Raw genomic sequence first — 4903 nt, forward strand, 5'->3', positions numbered from 1 at the left:
GAGATGTGGGAGAAATCAAGCATCCCCTATACCGTACGCAAGAAACGCAAAGCTTTTTTCAATAATATTGAAAGCCAAAAATCGGGGAATGTTTAGCTTGCGAAAAAGGGCTGATTTCGACAGCCTAGTTCCCGGCTAAAGAAGTCCTCGATGCAATTTATAACAAGGCGCTTGAACAAGCAGCCGAACGAGATAAGTTTTTAGTGGGTCGGCGTGAGCGTCTTGGTATTTTGATGGATGATTAGGAAATCGGATTTCAAAAATAGGTGATTATCAAGCTTGGACAACTAATATTAGACAACCAAAATATTAAACAACCAAGCTTGGACAACCAAGCCAAGACAACCAATGGAGCTATGCAGGATAAGGTTGCGGCGCATTGTTAGTGCTGAATAATGTAAGTCCATAGGTTAATTTTCCGATATCTAAAGGTCTAGTTATGTAAGGCACCCCAAGCTTGTTTATTGCAGTCCATAAGGTGGGAGTTTTCCGGGTCCATAAGGACTGGAAATCCAAGCCTGGACGTTGCGGAAAATCCAATAATTAGCTTAGTCGAAATTATTGCTACTAAGCTGAAAGCCCTGAATTTTGGGCGGTGCTGAAAATGGACATCGTTATTTTAAGGTTCAAAGCCGTTCAACATAAGTTATCATTTGCGTTATTCAATAACGACTCTTGAGATAATTGGCGCATTATGTATGTGAATATCCAGCAAGCGACCGTTTTAACCGGCAAATCCAGGGCAACAATTAGTCGCCATATCAAGACAGGCAAACTATACTTCACCCGGTCAAGAATTGAGCTTTTTCAAAAAGCTGAAAGCGTAATGTTAGCAAAGAATCAAGGGAAGGCTTGTGTTTTGTATGGGGGTTGTTCAGGCAATTTACAATAGCATTCTTGAACGGTTCGAAGCTTGGATAATAGGTGGAATATAAACATTCTTTTTTGATGAAGCGCCAAAATCGCTCAATCAGATCAAGGTTGGGCGAATAGGTTGGTAGGAAACAGAGTTCGATTTGCAAACGCGCTGCCGTCGTCATTACCAACTGGCATTTCTGGTAAGGCGCATTATCGAGGAATAAAGTAATCGGTACATCTAAATGTAACGCCGCCAGTTTGTACAATAATTCACAAACTTCTTTCGAAGTAATGTAGGTGTCATTGGTGACTGAAATGAGTTCATGTGTGATCGCATTGAGTGCGCCTAATATATTAAAACGCTGCCGTCCTGAGGGAGCCTTGATGAAAAGCCGCGTTACCGACCCTAGAAACCCAAGAAAGGGCACCAACACAAAATACGCGGCATCAACGAAAAATACAGCACGCTGCGCTGTCTGGGCCTCGTCTAAGCGAGACTGGATCACCTCATGGAGATAGACTTCCTTCGCATCCGGGTCGGCTTTAGCAGGAATCATCCCAATTTTCCGACAACGCAAATTGAGTTTTTTTAAGAAGGCTGCCACTTGAGCGGGACTTCGCTTAATGCCGGTGATTGTTTCAATATCGTTTTGCGCTTTCCTAATGGTCGCCGGTGGATGCTCTTTAAAATAGGCTTCCAGTGAGGTGATATACGTACAAAGTTCGCTTTCGGGACGATGAAAATTGATGGTTCTCAAATTCTCAACACCGCCATTATGATAAAGCTCGAAGTAATCTCGCAACGTGTTTTCACAAACGCCCACCAGCTTTGCAATCTGGGAGTGGGGTAGATCATGGCATTTCAACAATAATGCTTCCATGCGACGCTGAACCAATGGCACGGGATGGCTATACCGTTCATCGTTCAAAATGGATAGGGCATCTGAGGTGAATTCAAGATGTATCGTCATTGGAAGGCCTTCTGCCAACAAGGCATAATGTTAAACTAAACAATATATAACAACCTCAAGTTCAGTTTAGCAAAAAACTCAATTTATGGCCGTGCGAAGTATACCAGCGTTTAGTCTTAGCTTTTGGCACACGCCTAGCTATTCGCCTCAACTTAATCCTGCTGAATACCTTATTCACGAAGTACGGCGAAATGGTTTATATAACATTAACAGTACACGAAAAGGCTGAGCGTATTCAGAATCAGCTAGCACGAGGTTCGCCCATAACCGATTTGCAAATGCGCAAGCTACTTGACTTCATAGCTCGCTCTAAAATTAAACGGTTTTAGAGTAAGACGGGAGTTAGACTATTTCTTAATCAAATGGGAGTAATACAGTAGCTTTCTTTAAGGCCAATTAACGCAAGTTATCAGTTGAGATTAGCAGCTTTTTAATCAAATAAAATCAAATTACAAAAACAAAGACCTATGATACTGAAGGTACAACAAATGTTCATTGGCGATCCAGCGCAAACATAAATCAGGACTCAAACCAAGCGTATCGCATTGATCCTGGCTTAAGCGTGTAGAGATAATGATTTTTCCATCGTCGTCAAAAGTAATAAGACAACGGTCAAATAGCGCATCCAAATTGGCGCTGAGCAAAAAGCCATTAAACACATCCAGGCGTTCCGTATCATTTGTACAGTCTACCCAGGGTTTGGCATGGCTAGCTTTCAGTACTTCAGACACTGCAATACTGGTTACAGCACATGATCCGCCCCAATAATTGAGCATTGCATTACGAAATACATTCTGACCGATTCTTTGACGCACCATGCGCTCGACTTCCGTACCTTTAAATGTATCGGTAGGAAACTTCGAAAGTTCTTTCTGAACCTGTAATTCAAAATCATTAGCTGCTTGATTCGGGAGCACCTGAGCGAGTTTCGCAGCTCTGCGTAGTAATATAGCCAAAATATCGATAGTCGGCACCACGAACTTGCCATTTTGCAATGTTAATGACCCGAAACTGCGAACCAACTCGGATGGTAATAATCTGGAAACAGTTGAGGTAATTTCAAGCAACCACTTTGCTTCTGTCAAACAAATAGCAACTTGAGCACGATGTTGTGCTGAATCGTAACCGTCAATTAAAGCACACATACTCAAGCCTTTAAAATCAAGGCAAACTACTGCCTCTTATTCAATAGGGGGTATTCATGAATCCATATCAAAATCACGCCGCTATGCAAAGCCATATAGCACAATGGCTAGCCAGCAGTTTATCTCAGACTGAGTACTGTAAAGAGCATGGCATTAAGGCGCACATTTTTAGCTATTACAAAAAGAAGTTCAGTTCGTCAGCAAAACAATCAAGTCAACTGGTTCCGGTGCAGTTGCTTGCACATGAGTCTGTCTCTGCAAACGGGATTTCCGATTGTAACGTGCTCCGATTAACCCATGCTAATGGCTTTAGTCTGGAAATTAATCCTCAGGCTGACATGGCTTCTTTGAAGCCGTTACTGAAATTACTAAGGTCGGTGTCATGATCAGCGGGTTTTCAGTTAATCAAGTGTATCTTGCGATTGGGTTTACCGACATGCGTAAATCCATTAATGGGCTGTCGCTGATTGTTTCGGAACAACTTGCGCATGATCCTTTCAGCGGGAGTGTTTTTGTGTTTTGTAATCGTGCTCGCGATAAGCTGAAAATCTTGTATTGGGAGTGTAATGGTTTTTGGTTATATTATCGCCGTCTGGATAAGGGGAAATTCCAGTGGTCAAGTGGGTCGAATCAACAGTCCGTATCATTAAGCGTGCGTGAATTGCAGTGGTTACTGGAAGGGTTGTCGTGCCAACAAGCGCAGGCGCACAAGCCTGTTTATGGCTTGCAAAATAACTGATTTTGGTGTCATTTTTATCCCAATTATTACATGATAATTACCTATTAAACAATGAGTTAACCTGCGTTTCATGGTATAATTCATACTATGAAACCACTTCCAGAAACCCTGCCCAATGATACCGTTGCTCTGCATAAAATGGTGCAGGATTATCAGCTTACCGTCGAGCAATTACAGGAAAAACTGAAGTGGTATGAAGAGCAGTTTCGTCTATTTCAACATAAACGTTTCGGTACTTCCAGTGAGAAGTATCCTGAGCAAATGGAATTGTTTAATGAGGCTGAATCGATTCTTGACGCCTTACCACAGAACGAAGGCGAACTCGAAGAAACAATCGCGTATCAGCGTAAAAAACCAGGCCGAAAACCGTTATCCAAACATATCCCGCGTAAAGTGGTGCGTTATGAATTGCCGGAAGCCGAGCGCGTCTGTGACTGTGGTCATGCACTGCATGAAGCGGGCGAAGACAAATCCGAACAGTTAGAAATCATTCCGGCACAAATAAAAATCATTGAGCATGTGCAGGTTAAATATGGCTGCCGTGCCTGTGAGAATGGCCTGTTGATCGCTCCCAAACCCGTCCAACCGATTCCACGCAGCTTTGCCTCCGCCAGTCTGTTGGCTTATATCATTGTCGCTAAATTCATGGATAGTTTGCCGCTGTATCGGCAGGAAATGATCTTCAAACGCTTAAGCATTGATCTTTCCCGTGCAACCTTATCAAACTGGGTATTGAAATCCGCTGAATTGCTCACGCCTTTTTATGATCGGCTGCATGAACACCTGATCCGTCAGAAGATCCTTCAAGCCGATGAAACGACTTTGAATGTCATCCAGGATGGGCGAGACACACAATCTAAGTCCTATATGTGGCTCTACCAGAGTGGCGGCCATGAGACGGCGTGCCCGATTGTTTTGTATGAATATCAGGCGACCCGCGCAGGATCACATGCAGTCACCTTTTTACAGAACTTTAAAGGCTATTTACAAGTCGATGGCTTTGCCGGATATCATGCTCTGGCATCAGAGAGTTGCCTTCTGGTTGGTTGTATGGCGCATGCGCGGCGAAAATTCGATGAAGCGTTGAAGGCGCTACCGAAAGCCAGTCGCGAGAATAAATTTGGCATGGCACACACTGCACTGCGTAAATTCAGGGCACTTTACCTCCTAGAAAAACAGCTCAAAGACTT

General features: G+C 43.3%; 5 protein-coding genes. 3 read left to right on the forward strand and 2 right to left on the reverse strand.

Annotation, left to right across the window (positions count from 1 at the left end):
- Positions 1 to 782: 782 nt before the first annotated feature.
- Both RW114_RS19805 and RW114_RS19810 read right to left on the reverse strand, forming a co-directional pair.
- Positions 783 to 1829, reverse strand: coding sequence for an IS630 family transposase (locus tag RW114_RS19805; RefSeq protein ID WP_340124462.1), 1047 nt, complete (start codon positions 1827 to 1829; stop codon positions 783 to 785).
- A gap of 449 nt (positions 1830 to 2278) precedes the next feature.
- Positions 2279 to 2974, reverse strand: coding sequence for an HNH endonuclease (locus RW114_RS19810; RefSeq protein WP_340124463.1), 696 nt, complete (start codon positions 2972 to 2974; stop codon positions 2279 to 2281).
- Positions 2975 to 3030: 56 nt separating this feature from the next.
- Between RW114_RS19810 and tnpA the strand changes: the two genes are divergently transcribed.
- From tnpA to tnpC, 3 genes are all read left to right on the forward strand, one after another.
- Positions 3031 to 3360 carry an IS66 family insertion sequence element accessory protein TnpA gene (tnpA, locus tag RW114_RS19815; RefSeq protein ID WP_340124464.1) on the forward strand — a complete coding sequence of 110 codons (330 nt, stop codon included), beginning with the start codon at positions 3031 to 3033 and terminating at the stop codon, positions 3358 to 3360.
- Positions 3357 to 3713 carry an IS66 family insertion sequence element accessory protein TnpB gene (gene tnpB / locus RW114_RS19820; protein WP_340124465.1) on the forward strand — a complete coding sequence of 119 codons (357 nt, stop codon included), beginning with the start codon at positions 3357 to 3359 and terminating at the stop codon, positions 3711 to 3713. Before tnpA ends, tnpB begins: the two co-directional genes overlap by 4 nt.
- 87 nt (positions 3714 to 3800) lie before the next feature.
- The coding region (tnpC, locus tag RW114_RS19825) for an IS66 family transposase (RefSeq protein WP_340124466.1) at positions 3801 to 4903 on the forward strand (1103 nt) is incomplete at its 3' end.

It is taken from the genome of Methylobacter svalbardensis (assembly GCF_037671525.1).
Taxonomy (GTDB): domain Bacteria; phylum Pseudomonadota; class Gammaproteobacteria; order Methylococcales; family Methylomonadaceae; genus Methylobacter_A; species Methylobacter_A svalbardensis.